General features: G+C 60.9%; 18 protein-coding genes and 1 tRNA gene. 8 read left to right on the top strand and 11 right to left on the bottom strand.

What is annotated here, in order from left to right; all coding sequences use genetic code 11:
* Nucleotides 1–315: 315 nt before the first annotated feature.
* Nucleotides 316–1,452 (bottom strand): citrate synthase family protein, encoded by a 1,137-nt coding sequence (locus Q1A44_RS00325; RefSeq protein ID WP_299617911.1) that lies wholly within the window; start codon nt 1,450–1,452, stop codon nt 316–318.
* A 76-nt stretch (nt 1,453–1,528) separates the two neighbouring features.
* Between Q1A44_RS00325 and Q1A44_RS00320 the strand changes: the two genes are divergently transcribed.
* Complete coding sequence (locus tag Q1A44_RS00320) at nt 1,529–2,854, top strand: CoA transferase (protein ID WP_299617908.1); 1,326 nt, start codon at nt 1,529–1,531, stop codon at nt 2,852–2,854.
* A 65-nt stretch (nt 2,855–2,919) separates the two neighbouring features.
* On the opposite strand, the gene Q1A44_RS00315 is transcribed toward Q1A44_RS00320, so the two are convergent.
* Nucleotides 2,920–3,861, bottom strand: coding sequence for an aminotransferase class IV (locus Q1A44_RS00315; RefSeq protein ID WP_299617905.1), 942 nt, complete (start codon nt 3,859–3,861; stop codon nt 2,920–2,922).
* A gap of 130 nt (nt 3,862–3,991) precedes the next feature.
* On the opposite strand from Q1A44_RS00315, the gene Q1A44_RS00310 reads away from it, so the two are divergent.
* Nucleotides 3,992–4,441, top strand: a complete 450-nt coding sequence (locus Q1A44_RS00310) for an Lrp/AsnC family transcriptional regulator (protein ID WP_299617902.1) — start codon at nt 3,992–3,994, stop codon at nt 4,439–4,441.
* A 336-nt stretch (nt 4,442–4,777) separates the two neighbouring features.
* On the opposite strand, the gene Q1A44_RS00305 is transcribed toward Q1A44_RS00310, so the two are convergent.
* Nucleotides 4,778–4,852: transfer RNA gene (locus Q1A44_RS00305), tRNA-Thr, on the bottom strand.
* 84 nt (nt 4,853–4,936) lie between these two features.
* Between Q1A44_RS00305 and Q1A44_RS00300 the strand changes: the two genes are divergently transcribed.
* The 4 genes from Q1A44_RS00300 to Q1A44_RS00285 are packed head-to-tail and all read left to right on the top strand — an operon-like array spanning nt 4,937 to nt 7,310.
* Nucleotides 4,937–5,086 carry a hypothetical protein gene (locus Q1A44_RS00300; RefSeq protein ID WP_299617899.1) on the top strand — a complete coding sequence of 50 codons (150 nt, stop codon included), beginning with the start codon at nt 4,937–4,939 and terminating at the stop codon, nt 5,084–5,086.
* Complete coding sequence (murA, locus tag Q1A44_RS00295; RefSeq protein WP_299617896.1) at nt 5,079–6,350, top strand: UDP-N-acetylglucosamine 1-carboxyvinyltransferase; 1,272 nt, start codon at nt 5,079–5,081, stop codon at nt 6,348–6,350. Before Q1A44_RS00300 ends, murA begins: the two co-directional genes overlap by 8 nt.
* Nucleotides 6,347–6,817 carry a DUF2948 family protein gene (locus tag Q1A44_RS00290; protein ID WP_299617893.1) on the top strand — a complete coding sequence of 157 codons (471 nt, stop codon included), beginning with the start codon at nt 6,347–6,349 and terminating at the stop codon, nt 6,815–6,817. Before murA ends, Q1A44_RS00290 begins: the two co-directional genes overlap by 4 nt.
* The gene (locus Q1A44_RS00285) at nt 6,810–7,310 is read left to right on the top strand and encodes a GNAT family N-acetyltransferase (RefSeq protein ID WP_299617890.1); all 501 of its coding nucleotides are present in this window, start codon (nt 6,810–6,812) and stop codon (nt 7,308–7,310) included. The genes Q1A44_RS00290 and Q1A44_RS00285 overlap by 8 nt, the downstream gene beginning before the upstream one ends.
* A gap of 4 nt (nt 7,311–7,314) precedes the next feature.
* Here Q1A44_RS00285 and Q1A44_RS00280 read toward each other — a convergent pair whose 3' ends face one another.
* Genes Q1A44_RS00280 through xylB form a run of 3 tightly spaced genes read right to left on the bottom strand, consistent with a single transcriptional unit; the run spans nt 7,315 to nt 11,352 of the window.
* Nucleotides 7,315–8,577: a cytochrome c peroxidase gene (locus tag Q1A44_RS00280; protein ID WP_299617887.1), complete on the bottom strand. Its 1,263-nt coding sequence runs from the start codon at nt 8,575–8,577 to the stop codon at nt 7,315–7,317.
* Nucleotides 8,578–8,599: 22 nt separating this feature from the next.
* A complete protein-coding gene (gene xylA, locus Q1A44_RS00275; protein ID WP_299617884.1) occupies nt 8,600–9,907 on the bottom strand; it encodes a xylose isomerase in 1,308 nt (435 codons plus the stop codon).
* On the bottom strand, nt 9,904–11,352 hold the full coding sequence (gene xylB, locus Q1A44_RS00270; RefSeq protein WP_299617880.1) for a xylulokinase: 1,449 nt from the start codon (nt 11,350–11,352) through the stop codon (nt 9,904–9,906). The genes xylA and xylB overlap by 4 nt, the downstream gene beginning before the upstream one ends.
* Nucleotides 11,353–11,470: 118 nt before the next feature.
* Between xylB and Q1A44_RS00265 the strand changes: the two genes are divergently transcribed.
* Complete coding sequence (locus tag Q1A44_RS00265; protein WP_299617877.1) at nt 11,471–12,472, top strand: SDR family NAD(P)-dependent oxidoreductase; 1,002 nt, start codon at nt 11,471–11,473, stop codon at nt 12,470–12,472.
* Nucleotides 12,473–12,563: 91 nt separating this feature from the next.
* Complete coding sequence (gene rpe / locus Q1A44_RS00260; RefSeq protein WP_299617874.1) at nt 12,564–13,253, top strand: ribulose-phosphate 3-epimerase; 690 nt, start codon at nt 12,564–12,566, stop codon at nt 13,251–13,253.
* A 46-nt stretch (nt 13,254–13,299) separates the two neighbouring features.
* Here rpe and Q1A44_RS00255 read toward each other — a convergent pair whose 3' ends face one another.
* Genes Q1A44_RS00255 through Q1A44_RS00235 form a run of 5 tightly spaced genes read right to left on the bottom strand, consistent with a single transcriptional unit; the run spans nt 13,300 to nt 18,238 of the window.
* The gene (locus tag Q1A44_RS00255) at nt 13,300–14,796 is read right to left on the bottom strand and encodes a class I adenylate-forming enzyme family protein (protein WP_299617870.1); all 1,497 of its coding nucleotides are present in this window, start codon (nt 14,794–14,796) and stop codon (nt 13,300–13,302) included.
* The gene (locus Q1A44_RS00250; protein ID WP_299617867.1) at nt 14,793–15,566 is read right to left on the bottom strand and encodes an oxepin-CoA hydrolase, alternative type; all 774 of its coding nucleotides are present in this window, start codon (nt 15,564–15,566) and stop codon (nt 14,793–14,795) included. The genes Q1A44_RS00255 and Q1A44_RS00250 overlap by 4 nt, the downstream gene beginning before the upstream one ends.
* Entirely contained in the window at nt 15,563–15,991 is a 429-nt protein-coding gene (locus Q1A44_RS00245) for a PaaI family thioesterase (protein ID WP_299617864.1), read from the bottom strand. Before Q1A44_RS00245 ends, Q1A44_RS00250 begins: the two co-directional genes overlap by 4 nt.
* Nucleotides 15,972–17,042 (bottom strand): acyl-CoA dehydrogenase family protein, encoded by a 1,071-nt coding sequence (locus Q1A44_RS00240; protein ID WP_299617861.1) that lies wholly within the window; start codon nt 17,040–17,042, stop codon nt 15,972–15,974. The genes Q1A44_RS00245 and Q1A44_RS00240 overlap by 20 nt, the downstream gene beginning before the upstream one ends.
* Entirely contained in the window at nt 17,039–18,238 is a 1,200-nt protein-coding gene (locus tag Q1A44_RS00235) for an acyl-CoA dehydrogenase family protein (protein ID WP_299617858.1), read from the bottom strand. The genes Q1A44_RS00240 and Q1A44_RS00235 overlap by 4 nt, the downstream gene beginning before the upstream one ends.
* Nucleotide 18,239: the final 1 nt, after the last annotated feature.

Below are 18,239 nucleotides of genomic sequence, written 5' to 3'. Positions count from 1 at the left end.
GTCGAGGCCAAGCGCGATTTACTGGACAGCGTCGCCCAGACCACACTTGCTCATGAGTTCGCCGGCGTGATGGGGCTGTCTGCGTCCGGTTCGGCGCGTCGGCGGGCGGTCGGCGAGGGCACCGGGTAGGTCAGATGCGGATCGGCCTGGGTGGGAAAGAGGTTGCTGGCCCGGCCGGCATACGAAGGGTCAGAAGGCTTTCCGCGTAAAAGTGCCGGATCACGGTTATGTTCCCTTTTTGCGGAGGCGCTCGATCAGGTCGTTGAGTTTCAGGTACACAAAGGTCAGTTCTGCAAAGTCGAGCCCGCTTTGCCCTCAGCCCGACCGGTACCTCGCACGTGGGCGGATCATTTCGCCGCTGCTGACTTGTTCGATGGCATGGGCAACCCAACCTGCTGTGCGCCCAATCGAAAACAGCGTTGTCGCCGCATCGGCGGGCCAGTTGAAATGCGTAGAAACGGCGGCCAGAGCGGCATCGATATTAGGCGGCAGACCCAGATGGCTCGACGCTGAAATGACGGCCTGACGCGCGGGCGACGATTGTGGCAAGCGGGCGAGCAAATGAGCCGCCCTTGGATCGCCCGCGGGGTAGAGCGGATGGCCGAACCCGTAAGCATAGGGCGCTTGGTGGGCATTGTCGTTGAGAAACGTTGCGAGACGCCCATCCCGAGTGGCGCGCAATGCGGCACCGGTGAGGTCCGCGACGCCACCATGCCGTGGCCCGCTGAGCGTGGCCATCCCGGCAAGCAGAGCCGCCGGAAGGCTTGCCCCGGTCGACGCGCACACTCGCACGGCGAAGGTTGAGGGGTTCAGTTCGTGATCGCTGAGCAGAACAAGGCAGCGGCGGATCGTATCTGCGCCCCGCGCACCGGCCCCCCAGACCGCTGCAATGCGATCATGGAGCGGCCCACTGTCTGTGTTGCCCACGCATGCGCCGGTGATGACAGACAGAAGTCGCCCGGCCTGCGCGGCAATCTGAGCCGGGCTCTGACCTTGCATGGGCGGGGCGGTTTCAACATCGCGGGCAAGGCCCTTCATCGCCCTGACGAAACTGGACGCACCGACGGGGTTGTCTTGAAGAACGGGGCACGTCACTTCGTCTGTATCGCACAAGACCGCCGCCATCTGCTCGAAGGTCATTTGTTCTGCGCAATCCTCGATCGCCCGTTCCCGCACCCAGAGTGTTCCATCCCTGACCTCGGAAATTGCCGTGGTCAGGACCGGGTCACCCCACCGTATCGCGGCTCTGGCCACGTCGGCGCGGGCCCTGGGGCGGCGCATCTTGCGCAGCAACCCTTCGATATCGTGTTTTGCATAAAGGCTGTGCCGACTGTCGTTCGGGTCGGTACGCGCCCGAATTTTGTGGCGACTGACATAGGCGTAAAGCGTCTGTGCCTTCACGCCCAGCAAGGCGCAGGCGCTTTGTGCATCAAGCCAGTCCATGTTTTTCATATTGATTATATTGATCAAGATTTACCCGGGATCAAGGCTGCGCCTAACTGGCTTAGCCACAGCAAGGAGCGCGCCATTGGACCTCTTCATTTCACAGATCGACCAAGCACTTGGGCCAAACCCGGACACACCGGAGGTGCATGTTCAACAGGGTCGCAACGCAGAATTGCCATCCTGTTTCGCCGTGACTGACCTCGCCTTTGCCTCGGTGCGCGCGGCAGCTGTTGAGCTGGCCGCCCTGGGCGGGGCACCTGAGGTCACGATTGACCGTCGCCTGACTGCTATGTGGTTTGATATGACGCTCCGTCCTACCGGTTGGGCTTTGCCGTCCGCGTGGGATGCCATCGCAGGAGTATACAAATGCGCGGACGGCTGGATACGCCTGCACACCAATGCACCGCACCACCGGGATGCAGCACTGGCTGTTTTGTCGTGCCCTGCCGACAAGGCGAGCGTCGCGGATGCCGTGGCCGATTGGCGCAAGTCCGATCTGGAGGACGCGATTGTGCAGGCTCATGGAGCGGCCGCAGCGATGTATGACATGGCCGAATGGGCGGCACATCCCCAAGGTCGCGCAGTCGCGGACGCGCCTTTGATCGCGTGGTCGGCGCGTGAGGCGCAGGCCGCCCCGGTTGCCTTGGCAGGCCTCAAGGTGCTGGATCTGACGCGGGTTCTTGCCGGGCCAGTTACGACGCGGTTTCTGGCCGGGTTTGGCGCTGATGTGCTGCGGATTGATCCGCCGTGGTGGGGGGAGCCTGGTGTCGAGCCTGAGGTGACTTTGGGCAAACGCCGCGCCGGACTGGACCTGAACCATCCGGCGGATCGGGCGGAGTTTGAAGCGTTGTTGGCCGAGGCCGATGTGCTTGTCCATGGTTACCGCCCCGGTGCGCTTGATGGCCTGGGCTATGGCCCCGACCGTTTGCACACGCTCGCGCCGCATCTGATCGAAGTCAGTCTGTGCGCCTATGGGTGGCACGGCCCCTGGGCGGGACGCAGAGGGTTTGACAGTCTGGTGCAGATGAGCTGTGGCATTGCTGCTGAAGGGATGCGCCGTACCAAAGCCGCGCATCCGGTGCCCCTGCCTGTGCAAGCGCTTGACCATGCCACTGGCTACCTGATGGCGGCGGCTGTTCTGCGTGCAATCCGGGTGCGCAATACCAGTGGTCAAATCCGTTCCGCCCGCTTGTCATTGGCCAGGACAGCCGCGTTACTGACTGCGACTGGTCCGCGTGACATGGAAGGTAAAAAGATCATCGAGACACCCGATGACCTCGCGCCGGGCGTGGAGCACACTGATTGGGGGCCTGCCCGCCGCCTGAAATTTCCGATCCGTTTGGGAGATGTTGGCCCCAGTTGGCTCTACCCTGCCGGGTTGCTTCGCAAGGACGTTGCGCGTTGGTGAAAGGAGGCGCTGTTTTGCGTTGAAGCTACGGCTTGCCTGTCGTCATTATGACGCCGGTAACAGGTTTATTCGTCGCCGGGATAAGTGATCCGGGTGGCCCAAGTCGGGTCTTTGTGCATGTCCCAATAGAGCGCCTTGAGGCGGTTGGTGATACGTCCGGGTTGTCCATCGCCCAACAGAACCCCGTCAACCGAACTGACGGGCATGATGCCGCCTGCGGTCGAAGTCAAAAACGCTTCATCCGCGTGTTTCAAAGTATCCGGAGCCAGATCACCCACCGAAACGTCAAGGTTCAGTCGGTGACACAGATCAAAGACGGTGCGACGCGTGATGCCCGGCAGGACGCCAAATTCCGGCGTCAGCAACCGGCCCTCTGCGACGGCAAAGACGTTAAAGCCCGGGCCCTCGGCGATATTGCCATTGGTGTCCAAGATCAGCGCTGTTTCCGCGTCTTTCTCGAATGCGTCATAAAGGCCGCGTACAAGATCGAGCCAATGGTAATTCTTGATCGAAGGATCAACGGACTTGGGCGGAATACGCACCACGTCGCTGGTGGCAACGCGCAATCCACGCGCCATTTGTTCACGATTGGCGACCGAGCCATAGGGCACGGTGAAGGCCATGAACCGGTTGGTGGCCGCGCGGGGATCGCGGCTGAAGTCAGGCGCCGCGCCGCGCGTGCAAATCATCTCTACATAGGCGTTTCTGTGCCCTGAAAGGGCGACACAGTGAGAGAGAATTTCGGTGACCTGGCCGCGATCGAACGGGATCGTCATATGCAGCTTTTCGAGCCCGGCGAAAAACCGGTCAAGATGCAGGTCTAGCCGGAAAAACGCACCCTCCCAAACATGCACAGTGTCATAGGTGGCATCGGAATGCAGAAACCCCCAATCCAGGACAGACACCTTTGCGTCGCGCATCCGAAGGTATTGGCCGTCCTGAAAGGCGACCCCTTGGGGATATTTGTGCGGGTCGTGATAGGCGGGGGAGAGTAAGGGGAATGTCATCAGGCGTCTGCTGAGTTGTAGAGGTCGTCGCCAGATTATCAGTGAATTGGTGTCTTTTTACTCGAAGATGCAGTAAAGAATAGGTAGTGTGCCTGATATTTTTATTATTACAGAGCAAAGTGCCAGAATCATGGATGAGACGGATCGCGCGATTCTGCGCGAACTTCAGCAAAATGCGCGGCTGTCCTCGGACGATTTGGGCGCGCGCGTGGGCGTATCACGGTCCTCTGCGCAAAGACGCGTCCAGATATTGCGCGAAACGGGTGTCATCGGCAAAGAGATCGCCGTTGTGGACACCAGGCACGTCGCCTTGATAACCTTTGTCGTCGAGGTCGAACTGGAACGCGAGCGTGTGGATTTGCTGGACGAGTTCCGGCGCTCCATGCTCAAGCTCGAAGAGGTGCAGCAGTGCTACTACGTCACTGGGCACACCGACTTTATTTTGGTCGTTATGGCCCGGGATATGGCCAGCTATGAACAGTTCACCCGGCGCGTCTTTACCGAGAACCCCAACATCAGGCGATTTCACACGAATGTCGTGGTCGACCAGGTAAAGGTTGGGCTGTCAGTACCTCTGTGAAGCCTTTCAGACGATGAACTCAACGCAAGGCATCGCGACTGGGTTCGTGGCTCCGTCCAGACCGTGCGACAGGGCTGGGTGCGACATCTGTATGGGAAGGGAAACAGATGGTGCTGTGAGAGAGGATTGAACTCTCGCACTCAGCGTGGCCCTGCAGGCTGCGCGTCAGTCGAGACCGTGCGGTAGGGCTGGGTGCGACATCTGTATGGGAAGGGAAACAGATGGTGCTGTGAGAGAGGATTGAACTCTCGCACTCAGCGTGGCCCTGCAGGCTGCGCGTCAGTCGAGACCGTGCGGTAGGGCTGGGTGCAACATCTGTATGGGAAGGGAAACAGATGGTGCTGTGAGAGAGGATTGAACTCTCGACCTCACCCTTACCAAGGGTGTGCTCTACCACTGAGCTACCACAGCGCCGTGGGCGGGTCATTAGCGACAATCGCCCGCGCCTGCAACCCCATTCTGGACGCCCCCGCGCCCCTGCGATACAGAGACCCCATGACAGACAAATCCGCCCCCAAAAACAAGACGGCAGATGACCGGGATGCGCGCCTCAAGGCGGCGCTCAAGTTCAATCTGGCGCGGCGCAAGGCACAGGCCAAGGCGCGTAACGCAGCGGAAAAAACCGAGGAGCAGGACGATGGATAGCATTCTGGTACGGGGCGGCGGGCCGCTGAACGGGCAAATCCCGATTGCAGGGGCCAAGAACGCGTGTCTGGCCTTGATGCCGGCCACCTTGCTGAGCGACGAGCCGCTGACGCTGACCAACGCGCCGCGCCTATCGGACATCCGCACCATGACTGCGCTTTTGCGCTCTCTTGGGGCCGAGGTGACGTCGATGCAGGATGGACAGGTCATTGCCATGTCGTGCCACGGGGCGATCAATACCCGCGCCGAATACGATATCGTGCGCAAGATGCGCGCCTCAAACCTCGTTCTGGGTCCTTTGCTCGCCCGCGAGGGGCATGCGGAAGTGTCCTTGCCCGGTGGCTGCGCTATTGGTGCGCGCCCCATGGATATTCACACCGACGGTTTGGCCCAGATGGGGGCGGAGATTGATCTGCGCGATGGCTATCTGCATGCCAAGGCTGCGGGCGGCAAGCTGAAGGGCGCCGTGATCGAATTTCCCTTTGCCAGCGTTGGCGCAACCGAAAACATCCTGATGGCCGCGACCCTCGCCAAGGGCACAACTGTGATCAAGAACGCGGCCCGCGAACCCGAGATCGTGGATTTGGCCACCTGCCTGCGCGCCATGGGCGCACAGATCGAGGGGGATGGCACCAGCGAAATCACCATTCAAGGCGTGGATCACCTGCACGGTGCGACCCACCGCGTAGTGACTGACCGGATTGAATTGGGCACCTATATGCTGGCCCCTGCGATGTGCGGCGGCGAAGTGGAGCTTTTGGGCGGACGCATCGATCTGGTGGGTGCCTTCTGTGAAAAGCTGGATGCTGCGGGCATCTCGGTAACCGAGACCGACAAAGGCCTGAAGGTTTCGCGCAAAAACGGTCGCATCCATGCCGTGGACGTCACGACCGAGCCTTTCCCCGGCTTTCCTACCGATTTGCAGGCGCAGATGATGGCACTTTTGTGCACCGCCGATGGCACCTCTGTGCTGGAAGAGAAAATCTTTGAGAATCGGTTCATGCATGCCCCCGAACTGATCCGTATGGGTGCGCAGATTGACGTGCATGGTGGAACGGCCACTGTGACCGGTGTCGAAAAGCTCAAAGGTGCGCCGGTGATGGCGACGGATTTGCGCGCCAGCGTCAGCCTGATCCTTGCGGGTCTTGCTGCCGAGGGTGAAACCCGGGTGTCGCGCGTCTACCATCTGGATCGCGGATACGAACATGTGGTGCGCAAGCTGTCAGGCGTGGGCGCAAATATCGAGCGGGTGCAGGGCGAATGAGCGAAGATGCACGATTTGAAGACGGGCGCGAAAAGCCGCTGAACCTTGGTGCCTTGGACGCTGAGGATATCAAGGTATTGTCCTCGCTGGCTCAAGACGCGGTCTTTCCCATTACTGAAATGCGCTGGGATGCCAAGGCGCGCCGCTTTGCGCTGTTGCTGAACCGGTTCCGCTGGGAAGATGCGGGCAAGGAACGTCACGCTCCCGAGCGGGTGCAGGCGGTTCTGGCCTTTGACAACGTGCTGCGCGTGGCGAGTCAGGGCATTGATCGGCGGGACAAGGACATGGTTCTGTCTCTTTTGTCCGTCACCTTCGAGGCGAGTGAGGACGGCGCGGGCGAGATCGAACTGACCCTCGCCGGTGATGGCGGTATCCGACTGAGCGTCGAGGCGATTGAGGCGACCTTGAAGGATGTGACCCGGCCATATGTGGCCCCGTCGAAATCGGTGCCATCCCACGATGGCTGATGTAACGGTCCGGATAGCCCGGCCGGACGATGCGCCCGTGTGGCGCGCCCTGCGCATGGCCGGGATCGTCGAAAACCCCTCGGTCTTCATTGTCACAGCAGAAGAAGCAGCCGCAGTTCCGATCGACGCAGACATCAAACGACTGGCCAAAGGCGACAGGCTTTTGGCCTTCTTAGGGGAAACACCTGTTGGCCTTGCAGGGTTCAACCGCAATGGCGTGCCGCGGGCCAATCATCGCGCCGAAATCGGTCCGCTTTATGTGGCGCCCCAAGTGCGGGGCCAGGGCGTTTCTGACCTGATCATGACACAGCTCATGGATGCAGCGCAGGCTGTTGGAATCTGGCAGTTGGAGCTATTTGTGAATGTGGAGAACGCGCCTGCGATCGCGCTTTATGAACGTCACGGCTTTGTCACGTCGGGCAAAATACCCAACGCGATTCATGGCGCGGATGGGATGGAAGACGACCTCATGATGATCCGCAATCTGATGTGATCGCTTACTGATCCACGGGCAGGCCGCTGGGCACCGTTTGTGGAATGCCCAACGCACCGCGCACGCTTTGCGGATCGGTAAGCGCGTTAAGGAAGGCAATGATATCAGCCACTTGACCGTCGCTCAGGGCGACAGGAGCCAGGCTGTTGGCACGCGCAATGGCGTCAACCTCTGCCGCGTCGGTCATTATCCGTAAATCATCCGCCTCAAAACCGGGCATCACCGCCTGAGAGATGTCATAGCCGCGCAAGCTGGCGACTGGATCGAGATGGTGGCGGATAACGCCTTCCAGCGTCGCATAGGCCCCGGAATGGCCATAAGGGGCCGTTTGGGCAATGTTGCGCAAAGGCGGGGTGCGGAAGGCATAGGCATCCTCAGAGCGGCCTGTCACCCGCATCCGCCCGGTGTCGCGCGCATGGCTCTCAAATCGGGCGGCTTTGCCGGGGCCGATCTGTGGCATAGCAATCGCATGGAACCCGTGATCGGTCTGGAACCGGCCCGAATGGCACGCAGCACAGCCCGCATCGCCGTAAAAGAAGTCCATACCGCGCATGGCTGCATCTTCCATCGCGGTGCCATTGCGCAGGTAAAGGTCAAAGGGGCTGGCCACGCCGCGCCATTCAAAGTCGATAAAGGCCGCAATGGCGTCCGAAATGTGGGTGAAGCTGACTGGTTCGGGTCCGATGACGATATCAAAGCGGGCGCGATAATCGGGAATATCCTCGACCCGTTTTGACAAGATATCCCATGCGCCACCCGGACCCGTGATCAGACCCTGACGGACTGCTTGCGCGACCTTGTTTTCGGCATAGTGCCCCGCCATCTCATCCGGTGACAGCACGGGGAACATCGACTGCGCCGACAGGGCAGAGGCAAATCCCATCTCCATCTCTGATCCAAGGGGTGTGCGGATGCCCGAGGGACGGTTCGGGTCTTCCTCCAACCGGCCATCGTGGAAAAAGACGGTGAATTCCTTGGCCCCAAGGTTGAACAGGGGCGGGGCGTTCCGGGGGATGCGTTGTTCGGGCAGGTTGTCTGTGTCAGCCAATCGCTCTGGTCCCAGACCGATACCGCCATCCCCAAGCCCCAGCGACACACCGTCGCCTGTGCCAAAACGCGGGTGGTGGCAGGTGGCGCAGGACACGGTTTTTGAGCCTGACAGGATGGGATCGTAAAACAGCAATTGCCCCAGCTCGACCTGCGCGCTGTTGACCTCGGGAAATTCCGGTTCGGCATAGGGCAGGGGGCCCGCCAGGGCGGGGCTCATCCAAAGGACAACAGCGGCAAACCTAGACAAAGCGCGAAACATAGTTCTCCAACATTTCTTGCCGACCAGAGCGGGGTTGCGGATCAAGACCGCGCGCCAGAACATCGTCTGAAATCGAGGTAAGATCACTGTCGAGCATCGCCTTGGCCCCATCCGTCTCCCACCCAGCATAGCGGTCGGCGAGCGCGCTTTCCAAGCCGCCATCTTCGATCATCGCGGCGGCGGCCTTGAGGCCCCTCGCACAGATGTCCATCCCCCCGATATGGGCGGCAATCAGGTCTTGGGCGTCGAGCGACTGGCGGCGCAGCTTTGCGTCAAAGTTGGTGCCGCCCTGACCCAGCCCACCGGCCTTGAGAATGTGATAGTAGCACAGCGCCACCTCGGGCACGTTGTTGGGAAACTGATCGGTGTCCCAGCCCGATTGGTAGTCGTTGCGGTTCATGTCAATGGACCCCAACATCCCATCTGCGGCAGCCACGGCAATCTCGTGTTCGAACGAATGGCCCGCCAAAATCGCGTGACCCTGTTCGAGGTTCAGCTTGACCTCATCTTCCAGCCCGTACTTGCGCAGGAACCCGATGCAAGTGGCTGCATCAAAGTCGTATTGGTGCTTGGACGGCTCTTGTGGTTTTGGTTCGACCAGGATCTGACCTTTGAAGCCGATCTTGTGTTTGTATTCGACCACCATGTTCAGGAAACGGCCCATATGGTCCAGCTCGCGGCCCATATCGGTGTTAAGCAAAGTCTCGTAGCCCTCGCGCCCGCCCCAAAGTACATAATTCTCGCCGCCCATTTTGTGGGTCGCGTCGATGCAGGATTTCACTGTCGCCGCAGCATAGGCAAAGACATCCGGGTCCGGATTGGTGGAGGCCCCGCCCATCCAGCGGCGGTGGCTGAACATGTTGGCCGTCCCCCAAAGCAGACCAATGTCACGCCCCTCCATTTTGGCCATGAAATAGTCGGTGATCTCGTCCAGCCGGGCAATGCTTTCGGCCAGACTGGCGCCTTCGGGCCGCACATCGGCGTCGTGCCAGCAAAAGAACGGCGCTTGCAGCAGGTCGAACATCTCGAAAGCCACATCCGCCTTCATCTTGGCCCGGCCCATGTCGTCCTGGGGGTGCCACGGGCGTTCAAAGGTTGGCCCGCCAAAGGGGTCGCCCCCCTCCCATGCGAAAGAGTGCCAATAGGCGACGGCAAAACGCAGATGATCCTTCATCGGCTTGCCCATGACCATTTCGTCGGGGTTGTAGTGGTGGAAAGCCATAGGGTTGGTGCTGTCGGCACCTTCAAATGTGGCGGGCATAAGCCCTTCGAAAAATCCGGTTGTCATGGCATGGCTTTCAGTGTTGGGAATGCGGCGGCAAAGCCGCGATAAGCGTCGTCATAGGCGGCGACATGTTCAGGGTCGGGATGGATGACATCCTTGACAGGGGGTTTGGTCATCACGCTGGCGGGGGTTGCCCCCGTCACGCCACAGATGGCGATCCGTGCTGCCCCGAGGGCCGCGCCAAAGGCGCTTTCATCAGGGCGTTCCAGCGGGATGTTCAGGACGGTCGCGAGCATACGTGTCCAGTGATCTGACCGGCTGCCGCCGCCAATGGCAAGGGCGGTCTCAAGCGTGACGCCGGTGGATTTCAGCGCTTCAAAGCTGTCGCGCAGCGCAAAGCTGACGCCCTCCATCACCGCCTTGGTCAGATCGCGGGGGCCGCTGGCCACGTCAAGGCCGGTGAACCCGCCACGCACTTGGGCGTCATTGTGGGGCGTCCGTTCGCCGGACAGATAGGGATAGAATTTGAGGGCAGAAGGGGAATCAATCGTTGTGCCGAGGCCGCCTGACAGATCACTAGCGCTTTGCCCTGTGATCCGGGACAGCCAGTTCAGGCTGTCGGTCGCGGCCAGCACCACGCCCATTTGATACCAACGCCCCGGCACCGCGTGACAGAATGTGTGCACGGCACTTTCGGCGCGGGGCGCATAGCGGTCGCGTCCGGCTAGAACCACACCCGATGTCCCCAAAGAGACAAATCCATCACCCTCACCAAGTGCCCCCACACCGCAAGCGGCCACGGCGTTGTCGGCGCCGCCCGCAACGACTTGCGCGCCTTGGGGCAGGCCCAGATCAGCGCGCGCGGTTTGCACGGGGCCAACCACATCCGTGCCTTCCAGCAGGTCGGGCATCTGATCGGGGCGCATTCCGCCTGCGGCCAGCAACTCCGGTGACCAGGCCCGCGCACTTACATCCAGCCACGCGGTCCCGGCGGCATCCGACATCTCGGTCACGTACCGCCCGGTCAGCCACCACAGCACATAATCCTTGGGCAGCATGACCTTGGCCACGCGGGAAAAAACATCCGGCTCATGTGCGGCCACCCAGGCCAGTTTCGGGGCGGTAAAGCCGGGAAAAACGATGTTGCCGCTTAGGTCACGGACCCTCGGCATACCGTCGAGGGCGGCAGCTTCGACATGGCTGCGCGTGTCATTCCACAAGATACAGGGGCGCAAGACGGCGCCGTCTGCATCCACCAGAACAGCGCCATGCATGTGACCGGACAAGGATAGCCCTTGAATGGCGCTATAGGCCTTGGGATGAGTGGACTTGAGGTGGGCCAGCACTTGGGCAACGCCTTTGGTCCAGGTGGTAGGGTCCTGTTCGCTCCACCCCGGCGCAGGGTTCGACACCTCATATGTGGCATCCGCGCTGCCCACGATAACGCCGTCGGCATCAGCCAACACCGCCTTGACACCTGAAGTGCCCAGATCAAGCCCGACAAACATAATAGTCCTCCCGCTATTACCCTTGCGGCAATTAATTCGATTGTCAAATTTAATTATCGAGCGCTGGTCTTTTTGCCTCCGCTCCGGCACAACCGACGCCAGTCAGGCGGAGAGTTCAATGGCGCGCACAGCACTGGTCACCGGATCAGCCGGGTTCATCGGATATTTTACCGTCAAGGCGTTGCTGGACGCAGGCTGGCAAATCGTGGGCCTGGACGCGATGACTGATTACTATGATGTGACGCTGAAAGAACGGCGGCGGGCTATGCTGCGCCAGTCGCCGAGCTATAGGGATGTCGAGGCGCGGGTTGAGACGCCCGGCATACTCCATGACCTCTTTGAGGAGCATCAGTTTGATGCCGTCATTCACCTCGCCGCGCAAGCGGGGGTGCGCTATTCCATCGAGGCCCCAAGGTCCTATGTCGAGGCGAACCTGATGGGCACGTTCGAGCTGTTGGAGGCGGCCCGCGCTTTTCCCCCTGCGCATATGTTGCTGGCGTCCACGTCTTCGGCTTATGGCGCCAACACCCGGATGCCTTATGTGGAAACCGACAAGGCCGATCATCAGATGTCGTTCTATGCCGCCACCAAAAAGGCGACAGAGAACATGGCTCACAGCTATGCCCATCTTTATGATCTGCCGATCACGATGTTTCGCTTCTTTACGGTCTATGGGCCTTGGGGGCGTCCCGACATGGCGCATTTCAAGTTCACCAAGGCGATCCTGAATGGCGACCCCATCGATATTTACAACCACGGCGACATGCGGCGGGACTTTACCTATATCGACGATCTGACGTCGGCCATCCTGGCGCTGATCGACACGGTGCCGGGGGATGTGCCGGTTGACGGGGACAGCCTGTCGCCGGTGGCTCCACACCGTGTCGTCAATATCGGAAACGGCGCGCCGGTAGCGTTGATGGATTTCATTGCGGCGATCGAGGCGGCCTGTGGCGTCGAGGCCATCAAGACCTATCACGATATGCAGCCGGGGGATGTGCCCGCCACGTGGGCCGACGCAGGGCTGCTGCATCGTCTGACCGGACATCGGCCACAAACGCCTGTCCAGGACGGTATCAATGCGTTTGTCGCGTGGTATCGCGAGTATTACGGGGTCTGATTTCTCTGTTCTGATATCCTCTTCGAAGGCCCCCTTTCCACAAAGCCCGCCGCCCGGTATAGCGCCCACAACACCGCCACAGGAGGCTGCCATGACCTTTGACCGCTCGATCAAGATTGCCCCATCCATCCTTGCCGCTGATTTCGCCAATTTCGGTGCGGAATGCGCGGCCGTTGAGGCGCAAGGCGCCGATTGGATCCATGTCGACGTGATGGATGGTCATTTTGTGCCCAACATCACCTTTGGTGCGGCCACCTGCGCGGCGATCCGGCCTCATATCAAGGGTGTCATGGATGTGCACCTGATGATTGCGCCAGTGGACGCCTATATCGAGGACTTCGCCAAGGCGGGTGCCGACGTGCTGACGGCGCACGTGGAGGCGGGACCACATATTCACCGGACCCTGCAAGCAATTCGCGGGGCGGGTATGAAGGCGGGTGTGGCCTTGAACCCCGGAACACCAGCGTCCGCAGTGTCAGAGTTGATGGACCTGGTCGATCTCGTCTGTGTGATGACGGTGAATCCGGGCTTTGGCGGCCAGAAATTCATCGACATGACGGCCAAGATCAAAGCGCTGCGTGAAATGATTGGGGACCGACCCGTTCACATCGAAATCGACGGTGGCGTTGACCCGAAAACCGCGCCGCTAGTGGCGCAGGCTGGAGCGGATGTGCTGGTTGCGGGCTCTGCGGTATTTCGCGGGGGATCGGTCGCCGATCCTGCGCCCTATGGCGACAATATCCGCGCCATTCGTGCAGCAGCGTCAGGCGTTTGGGCATAGACGTTTTCCGACCCGGAAAACGGCCGGAATGCGTATCGCATTCCGCCTAGCTCAAATCCCGCGCAAAGGTGTCGAGAAGTTTGTGCTTGAGCACTTTGCCGGTCGGCGCTGCGGGTAATGTTGTCGCCAGAATGATCCGGGCGGGCCGTTTGTACCCGGCCAGTTTGTCCTGGACGAAGGTTTTTAGTGCCTCTTCCGTCAGATCGCTGTCCGCGGGGACCTGCACAAAGGCCAACACCTCTTCATCTCCTTTGACCTGCCGACCGATAACGGCGGCCTGTACGACGCCGGGATGATCATTCAACGCCGCCTCAACCTCGGGCGGATAGACATTGAACCCACCGTGAATGATCAACTCCTTGGAGCGGCCCAATATATGCAGGTGTCCCTTTTCATCCACCCGGCCCAGATCACCAGTGTGCATCCAGCCTTGGGCATCTAGCACCTTTTCTGTCTCGATCGGGTTGCGAAAGTATCCACGCATGATGTGTGGCCCGCGTGTCATCACCTCGCCCATGTTATCGCCGCCCCCAGGCGCGTTGACGTCAATCGCCACCTCGATCCCCGGCAGGGGTGGGCCGACCGATATATCGGGGTCACCGATTTCGTTGCGCGTGGCCGAAGTTCCGGCGGTTGTTTCGGTCATCCCATAACCGTTTTGTAACGCGACACCATAAAACGCCTCCGCCTCGCGCTTCCATGTGGGGTCGAGTGGTGCCGCCCCGGACGAGACATAGCGCAATGTAGCCGAACCGAGTTCTGTCAATCCATGCGCCCTGGCATGCGCCATCAGCAAGGCATGCATTTGCGGCACGGCTGAGAACAGCGTCACACCATCGCGCAGCCCATCATAGACGGCTCCCACCTCAAAGCGAGGCACAAGCCGCACGGGCGCGCCCGCATAGATCGCCGCCACGACTACAGAGCAGAGGCCAAATACATGCGTCGTCGGCAGCACGCCGTAGATCATGTCCCGAGGCGTCATGCCCCGCAGGTTCGCCGAGGTCAGTCCCCCAAAGCGAACATTTTCATGGGTCAGCATGACACCTTTGGGGTCGCCCGTTGTCCCCGTGGTATAGAGCAAGACGGCAATCTCCGGATCTGGGTAAGGGTCCGAGGCCATGGCAAAGGCCGCCCAGATCCGCCCCCAAGGGCCCGGCATGCTGTGGGCGTGCAGCCATTGGGCGTGCTTGACCGCGTCGGGCGACACGTCCGTCGTCAACAAAACTGCGCGGGGGTCGGCATGTTCCATAATCCGTTGCAATTCGCTGCGCGATTGCCTGGCGTTCACGGGGAGTGCGATTGCCCCGATCCGCCAGGTTGCAAAGAGGGCCGCAACGGCCGCCGCACAGTTTTCCGAGACGATCATGACCCGGTCGCCGGGTGCAACACCCTTTTCCGTCAATGCGGCACCCAAGGCTTGGGCGGCCGCGTCAAGGTCGCCATAGCTCCAGCGCGCATCCGTGCTGTCGGTCAGGGCAAGGGCTGTGGCCCGGTCGGGCGTGCTCAGGTGGTCGGCAAGATAGTCTTCGACCCGGTTCATGAAGCAAACCTCGGTTTGCGTTTCTCAAGAAATGCTGCAATGCCCTCTGCCGCCTCGGTGCCCCCCGCAGCATGGGCCATGGCGTCGCGTTCAAGATCTAGTTGTGCCGCCTCGCTTTGATCATAGGCCGCGGCGACCATGCCCCGGATCACTCCGATGGCATCGCGCGGGCCGATGGCCAATGCATCCGCGATCCTGTGCGCCTCGGGCAGAACGTCGTCCACCGGGACCACTGCGTTCACGGCGCCAAGGTGGCTCAGACGATCACTGCTCACGGGCCGAGCCAGCAGGCACATCTCCATCGCCAAGGGTCGTGGCAACAGCCGGGCCAGTGAGGCGGTGAGGCCCGCATCAGGCACAAGGCCCGCCTTCACATAGGCAGCGGTGAAATTAACGCCCTGTTCGGCCACGATGAAATCACAAGCCAGTGCAAGCGAGGCACCAGCACCCGCAGCCCCCCCTTTGATTGCTCCAATGACGGGCACGGGACAGGCCCGGATGGCGCGGACCAGGTCATGCAGGTCCTCAATCTTGGCGCTCCGCTCTGCTTCGGACAGGGTGCGCCGTTCGATCAGTACATTCAGATCGCCACCCGCGCAAAAGAAAGGGCCGTCAGAGGACAGGATTACTGCGCGTATGCGCCGCTCCTGCGCCAGTTCCATCGCTTGCGCGATGCAGTCGTAAAGTGCCGGCGACAGTGCACCCCGACGTGCCGTATTGCCGTTCCAGACAATCACCCGGTCACCGGCATCCTCAATCCGCGCGCTCACGATCCGCCCTCGCGGACGCGTCTGTAGACACCTGTGGCGGTGGCAATGACCGTCCCGTTTTCGTCCACAACCTCGCCCTCCGCAAAAAGAAGGCTCCGCCCGCCGCCAGAGATCGAACCCGTGGCGACTACGCGCCCTGAGCGCGCGGGTGCCATGAATTGGGTGTTCATTGAAATGGTCATGAACCGCGTGTCACCGCCTGCATCGCCCGTCAGTGAGGCGGCAAAGCCCATCGCGTTGTCGAGCATGCAGGCGATGATGCCGCCATGCAGGCTGCCATGCCTGTTGCCGTGCTGTGCCTCGATGTCGAGGATGCACCGCGCCGTGCCGTCCTGTGCGGTGATGTCCACCACATAGCCAAGCAGCGTTTGCGCGCCCGTTTCGTCCCGGATGATGCCGGGTGGATCAGGCGGTTGAGAGTTCAATGAACCGCTCCAGATGATAGTCCGTATCGCCAAAGCGGTGGTCGGCCATGACGATCCGTTTCGCGATATGGGCCAGTTCGTATTCCTGGGTCATGGCAATACCCCCGTGCATCTGGATTGCTTCTTCGGCCACCAGACGGCCCACGCGGCCCATCAAATTTTTGCTGGCCGACAGGGTCAGGTCGCGCTCGTCGCTGTCCAGATGTCCCGCCGCGTTAATGACGGCGGAACGCGCCTGTTCCATCTCGATCAGCATGTCGGCCATTCGGTGGGCCAGTGCCTGAAAAGTGCCGATAGGGCGGCCAAATTGCTTGCGGGTGCCAAGGTAGTCCTTGGTCAAGGCTGTGGCCGTTTCCATCGCCCCCAGCGCTTCGGCGCATTGCGCCACGATCGCCAATGCGGTGACGTTTTGGATCGCGTCCAAACCAAGGTTCAGCGCCTCGCCGGGCGTGTTGTCCAGCGTAACCTCGGCGGCGCGACCTCCGGCAAGCAAGGGATAACCCTGCACCTCAAGCCCTGTGGCTCCTTTGGCCACCAGATAAAGGCCGATGGCATCGCCGTTTGTGGCCGAAACAATCAGATGATCGGCGGCCTCGGCATTCATTACCACGGCTTTGCGACCCGTCAGAGTGCCTCCAGTCGCGGTGGTTGTGACGTGATCAAGGTCATAGCGGCCCCCGGGCTCACCATGCGCAAATGCCAGTTGCGCCGTACCTGCAATGACCGCATCGACCAGATCACTGCGCCCAGCGGCGGCAAGCAAACGCCCTCCGATCAAAGCGCCGTCCAGAAACGGCTCAACCACGCCTGCGCGCCCCAATTCCTCGAAGACGACAGCCAGGTCAAACCCCGCACCTCCAAAACCGCCATGGTCCTCGGTAAAGAGCGCGCCAATCACGCCCAGTTCGGCCAGTTCGGTCCAAATCTCGGTGGACATGCCCGCCTCGGAGCCCAGAATCTCGTTTCGCCGGGCCGTCGTGTATTTGTCCGACAGATATCGCCGCAGGGTATCCTGCAGCATTTGCCGCTCTTCGGTCAGTTCAAAATTCATCTGCCACCGCCCATCGTCACCTTGGCAATGATGCCGCGCTGAATCTCGTTTGAACCGCCAAAAATCGACAGTTTGCGATTGTTGAAATATTTGGCCGCTGCCGGGCCCGCCCCGTTCGGATCGGGGATCGTGTCATTGGCCCCTTCCACCCCTTCGGAGGCGAAGGGCATCGCATAAGGCCCCGCCGCACGGCGTGCCAGGTCGTTGATTTCCTGACGGATGATCGACCCTTTGACCTTGAGCATCGAGGCCTCCAACCCCGGCGCGCCGCCCGCTGCCGCCTGACTGACAATCCGCAGGTTCGATGTGGCCATCGCCCGCATGTCAATTTCCACCTGCGCTACGCGGGCTGCGAAATGCGGGTTCTGGATCAAGGGTTTTCCATTATGGTTTTCTGCCCGTGCCAGCCGCTTGACCGCTGCCAAGGCGGCCTGGCTGGCGCCCACACCGCCAAGGCCGGTGCGTTCGTGGGTCAGAAGATATTTGGCATAGGTCCAGCCCTTGTTTTCCTCGCCCACGAGGTTTGCCACAGGCACACGCACATCTGTAAACCAGACCTCGTTCACCTCGTGACAGCCATCCAGCAGGATGATCGGACGTACCTCGACACCGGGCGTGTCCATGTCGATCAGCAGGAAAGAAATCCCTTCCTGCTGTTTGACGTTCGGGTCTGTGCGCACGAGGCAAAAGATCATGTTGGCGTGCTGGCCGAGGGTCGTCCACGTCTTTTGCCCGTTGACGACATAGTGGTCGCCGTCCCGTTCGGCCTTGCATTTCAGAGATGCCAGATCGGATCCGGCCCCCGGTTCGGAATAGCCCTGGCACCACCAATCGGACCCGTCGAGGATACGTGGCAACCAATGATCCTGCTGTTCCTTTGATCCGAATTTCTGCAAAACGGGTCCCAACATTGACAGGCCAAAGGGCACGATGCGCGGCGCATTGGCGGCGGCGGCCTCCACGTCATAGATGTGGCGCTGCACCGCACTCCACTCCGCGCCACCGAACGCCTTGGGCCAGTTCTGGGCCAGCCAGCCGCGCCCGTTCAGGATCGCGTGCCAGCGTTCCATGTCGTCTTTGGCCAGGTCGCGGCCCATGCGTACCTTTTCCGCGATGTCACTGGGCAGTTCGTCGCGCAGAAAGGTGCGCAACTCGTCCTGAAAGGCCAGCTCTTGGGGTGTATAGCTCAGGTCCATC

Origin of the sequence: uncultured Tateyamaria sp., from assembly GCF_947503705.1 — a bacterium.
Lineage (GTDB): Bacteria > Pseudomonadota > Alphaproteobacteria > Rhodobacterales > Rhodobacteraceae > Tateyamaria.
The sequence above is the reverse complement of the archived record's forward strand: the minus strand, read 5'-3'. Positions and strand labels throughout refer to the sequence as shown.

Excerpts from the sequence above, each read along its gene's own strand:
- Q1A44_RS00325 (WP_299617911.1), bottom strand. The coding sequence starts at position 1,452 with ATGAAAAACATGGACTGGCTTGATGCACAAAGCGCCTGCGCCTTGCTG.
- Q1A44_RS00315 (WP_299617905.1), bottom strand. The coding sequence starts at position 3,861 with ATGACATTCCCCTTACTCTCCCCCGCCTATCACGACCCGCACAAATAT.
- Q1A44_RS00310 (WP_299617902.1), top strand. The coding sequence starts at position 3,992 with ATGGATGAGACGGATCGCGCGATTCTGCGCGAACTTCAGCAAAATGCG.
- Q1A44_RS00300 (WP_299617899.1), top strand. The coding sequence starts at position 4,937 with ATGACAGACAAATCCGCCCCCAAAAACAAGACGGCAGATGACCGGGAT.
- murA (WP_299617896.1), top strand. The coding sequence starts at position 5,079 with ATGGATAGCATTCTGGTACGGGGCGGCGGGCCGCTGAACGGGCAAATC.
- Q1A44_RS00290 (WP_299617893.1), top strand. The coding sequence starts at position 6,347 with ATGAGCGAAGATGCACGATTTGAAGACGGGCGCGAAAAGCCGCTGAAC.
- Q1A44_RS00285 (WP_299617890.1), top strand. The coding sequence starts at position 6,810 with ATGGCTGATGTAACGGTCCGGATAGCCCGGCCGGACGATGCGCCCGTG.
- Q1A44_RS00280 (WP_299617887.1), bottom strand. The coding sequence starts at position 8,577 with ATGAGCCCCGCCCTGGCGGGCCCCCTGCCCTATGCCGAACCGGAATTT.
- xylA (WP_299617884.1), bottom strand. The coding sequence starts at position 9,907 with ATGACAACCGGATTTTTCGAAGGGCTTATGCCCGCCACATTTGAAGGT.
- xylB (WP_299617880.1), bottom strand. The coding sequence starts at position 11,352 with ATGTTTGTCGGGCTTGATCTGGGCACTTCAGGTGTCAAGGCGGTGTTG.
- Q1A44_RS00265 (WP_299617877.1), top strand. The coding sequence starts at position 11,471 with ATGGCGCGCACAGCACTGGTCACCGGATCAGCCGGGTTCATCGGATAT.
- rpe (WP_299617874.1), top strand. The coding sequence starts at position 12,564 with ATGACCTTTGACCGCTCGATCAAGATTGCCCCATCCATCCTTGCCGCT.
- Q1A44_RS00255 (WP_299617870.1), bottom strand. The coding sequence starts at position 14,796 with ATGAACCGGGTCGAAGACTATCTTGCCGACCACCTGAGCACGCCCGAC.
- Q1A44_RS00240 (WP_299617861.1), bottom strand. The coding sequence starts at position 17,042 with ATGAATTTTGAACTGACCGAAGAGCGGCAAATGCTGCAGGATACCCTG.
- Q1A44_RS00235 (WP_299617858.1), bottom strand. The coding sequence starts at position 18,238 with ATGGACCTGAGCTATACACCCCAAGAGCTGGCCTTTCAGGACGAGTTG.